Genomic DNA, 2,811 nt, shown 5'->3' on the forward strand with positions numbered 1-2,811 from the left:
TCCGGCCCACATGGCCGAAAAAGAAGTAGCCCCGGCAACGTAAACGCGCCGAGGCTACACAGGATGAACCCGAAGGCCCTCCTTTAAGAGGCCCAAAGGTAAAAATAATTGCCCGATTCCTTGCTTTTCATTACAGTATCTTGCGCTAACAGCACGTCCCGATGCTTGGTCGGGGGCAACTCGCCGCAGCGGCGGCCAACCCCTTTTCTTTGCCGCCATGTTATTAACCGTCGCGGCCGTGCAGGCTGCCCCCGTGTACCTCGACCTGCCCGCCTCGCTGGCCAAGGCCGAAATACTTATTGCCCAGGCCGCCGCGCAGGGTGCAGAACTGGTTGTCTTCCCCGAGACCTGGCTGCCCGGCTACCCCGCCTGGCTCGACTGCTGCCGCGACGTGAACCTCTGGGACTCGCCGGCCGTGAAGCAGGTGTTTCGGCGCCTGGTTGAGAACAGCGTGGTGGTGCCCGGGCCCGTCACCGATGCCCTCGGCGCGGCGGCTCGCGCCCACGGCGTGGCGCTCAATATCAGCGTGCATGAGCGGGTGCTGGCCGGCCCCGGCCGGGGCACGCTCTACAACACCATGCTCACCTTCGACGCCGACGGCCGCCTCGCCCTGGCCCACCGCAAGCTCATGCCCACCCACACCGAGCGGCTTATCTGGGGCCAGGGCGACGGCCGCAGCCTGCACGCCGTGGACACCGCCGCCGGCCGGCTGGGCGGCCTCATCTGCTGGGAGCACTGGATGCCGACGGCCCGCCAGCGCCTGCACGAGTCGGGTGAGGACATCCACGTAGCGGCGTGGCCCCAGCTCAAGGAGATGAACCTGGTGGCCAGCCGCCATTATGCCTTCGAGGGCCGCTGCTTTGTGGTGGCCGCCGGCGCAATTATGCAAGCCAAAGACCTGCCCCCTGAACTGGAGCCTACCCCCGACCTGGCGGCCCACCCTACCGCCTTCGTGCTGCGCGGCGGCAGCGTCATCATCGGCCCCGACGGCACCGTGCTGGCCGGCCCGGTATACGACGAGGAAATCATCCTGACGGCCGAAATCGACCTGGCCCGCCTGCCCGAGGAGCGCATGACGCTGGACGTGGCCGGGCACTACGCTCGGCCCGACGTGTTTGGGCAGGCCACCGGCGAACCTGACGGCAGCTAGCTCCTCGCCGTTGCGGCCGGACATTACGGGTGCTATTAAACAAAGAGGGCAAAACCTCCAGGTGCGTGGTCAAATGGCCCGGCCGCTTGTGATAAGGCACACATGCAACGTAAGAGGATGGCACATCGATAGCCTTACACGCCCCTTAAGACTGTCGAAATGCAGGGGCGAAAACGAACGGTTAGGCTATCGCTCACACTGGTGCAGCAGGCATGCCGTTGCTTAACAAATTGTTAAGCGAGAATACCATGGAGTGGTCTAATTAAGTAGGAGAGAATTGGGTGATGTTGTTAAGTTGCTGTTGATGAAAGTGATATGGCTTCTGATAGCCGATGCTGGAGTGGCGACGCTCGTGGTTGTAGTAGTCAAAATAGTCGGCCACGCTGGCCTGTGCGTCGGCCAGGTCAGCAAAAACGGGCCAGTCGCGGGCTTCCAGTTCCTCGGTTTTGAGGCGGGACCACAGACTTTCGGCCTGAGCATTGTCGTCGCACTCGCCGCGCTGGCGGTGAGTGAGCTGGGCCCGGGCGTCGCGCAGCAGGGCCTTGTAGGCGTTGCCCACGTATTGCCCGCCGCGGTCGGAGTGGACAATCAGGCCGGGGCCGGGCCGCTGGGCCAGTAGCGCCCGTCGCCCGTTACAAGGCACTGGTGACCAGGGCTTCGGGCACGTCCGCCCGCACCGGCCAGCCCACCACGTGCTTGGTGCACCCGTCCTGAAAGGCACACAAGTAGGCCCACGTCCCGTTGGCCGGCGGCAGGTAGGTGAGCTCGTTCATCCACACCCGGTTGGCCTGGCTCGGACGCGGCTGGTCCAAGAGCAGATTGGGCGCGCAGCGCTGCCCGTGGGTCGAATCGGTGGTGCGCGGCGCGAAGGCCTTGGGCGGCAAGGCTTTCCGCCCGTGGCGGCGCAGGCCCGTGCGCAGAGCCTGCCGGCCCACCCGGTGGCCCATTTCCCGCAACTCGACCCGGAGGCGGCGCGTGCCGTAACGGCGGTTGTGGTTGTCAAACACGGCCACCATTTCCGTTTCCCAGGCCGGTTCAGCCGTCCCCGCGGCTCCGTGTCGTCTGCATGTGCCGCCAGGCGTCGTAGCGGCTGGGCACGACCCCAAGCACCTGGCAGAGTTGCTGGATGGAGTAGTGAAACCGCTGCTGGTCCATAAAGCGCAATTCGCTCACGGGGTCGGGGGATGCGGGAGCCTGCGCTCACAGCAGGCACTTGGCATTGGCTTTTTTTAACATGTCCAGTTCCTGCGCCAGCCGTTTATTGGCTATGCGCAGCGCCCGCACTTCGGCCGCCTCAGTCGGGTCCGTTGGTAAGGGTTGCTGCGCCGCTTTCTGCCACTGGTAGAGTAGCGTGGCATTAATATTCAGGGCACGAGCCGCGGCCCGCGTGGAGCGGCTTTCGCGGGCCGGCTGCCGGGCTTCGGCGCGGAGGGCCGCGTCATACCGCGGCCGTTTAGAAGAAGAGGCTTTTTCCATGGGTTCGGGAAAGTGACACCCAATTCTCTTGTATGATTGCCCTGCCTTTCAAGTAGAGAGGTAGCCAGAAAAGGAAACGAGGACACTATTATTCTCTAACGGCGGCTCTTTGGTGTCGACCGTGTACAGGAGAACCTGTGCCTCGTTTCTCGTTTTTGCCTGAAGACTGCACAGTATGGAGGGAG

General features: G+C 63.9%; 5 protein-coding genes. 1 reads left to right on the forward strand and 4 read right to left on the reverse strand.

Features of this window, described 5'->3' with window-relative positions; all coding sequences use genetic code 11:
• The first annotated feature begins 217 nt into the window (after positions 1-217).
• Entirely contained in the window at positions 218-1,150 is a 933-nt protein-coding gene (locus J4G38_RS28050; protein WP_210522213.1) for a carbon-nitrogen hydrolase family protein, read from the forward strand.
• 262 nt (positions 1,151-1,412) lie between these two features.
• Here J4G38_RS28050 and J4G38_RS28055 read toward each other — a convergent pair whose 3' ends face one another.
• From J4G38_RS28055 to J4G38_RS28070, 4 genes are read right to left on the reverse strand one after another with little or no spacing between them, the layout of a single operon-like run.
• Positions 1,413-1,793, reverse strand: coding sequence for an integrase core domain-containing protein (locus J4G38_RS28055; RefSeq protein ID WP_210522212.1), 381 nt, complete (start codon positions 1,791-1,793; stop codon positions 1,413-1,415).
• Positions 1,783-2,166 carry a hypothetical protein gene (locus J4G38_RS28060; RefSeq protein WP_210522211.1) on the reverse strand — a complete coding sequence of 128 codons (384 nt, stop codon included), beginning with the start codon at positions 2,164-2,166 and terminating at the stop codon, positions 1,783-1,785. The genes J4G38_RS28055 and J4G38_RS28060 overlap by 11 nt, the downstream gene beginning before the upstream one ends.
• A gap of 19 nt (positions 2,167-2,185) precedes the next feature.
• Entirely contained in the window at positions 2,186-2,323 is a 138-nt protein-coding gene (locus J4G38_RS28065) for a hypothetical protein (RefSeq protein ID WP_210522210.1), read from the reverse strand.
• 27 nt (positions 2,324-2,350) lie between these two features.
• Positions 2,351-2,626: a transposase gene (locus J4G38_RS28070; protein ID WP_210522209.1), complete on the reverse strand. Its 276-nt coding sequence runs from the start codon at positions 2,624-2,626 to the stop codon at positions 2,351-2,353.
• Positions 2,627-2,811: the final 185 nt, after the last annotated feature.

Source organism: Hymenobacter terricola (genome assembly GCF_017921975.2).
Lineage (GTDB): Bacteria > Bacteroidota > Bacteroidia > Cytophagales > Hymenobacteraceae > Hymenobacter > Hymenobacter terricola.

Excerpts from the sequence above, each read along its gene's own strand:
- J4G38_RS28060 (WP_210522211.1), bottom strand. The coding sequence starts at position 2,166 with ATGGTGGCCGTGTTTGACAACCACAACCGCCGTTACGGCACGCGCCGC.
- J4G38_RS28050 (WP_210522213.1), top strand. The coding sequence starts at position 218 with ATGTTATTAACCGTCGCGGCCGTGCAGGCTGCCCCCGTGTACCTCGAC.
- J4G38_RS28070 (WP_210522209.1), bottom strand. The coding sequence starts at position 2,626 with ATGGAAAAAGCCTCTTCTTCTAAACGGCCGCGGTATGACGCGGCCCTC.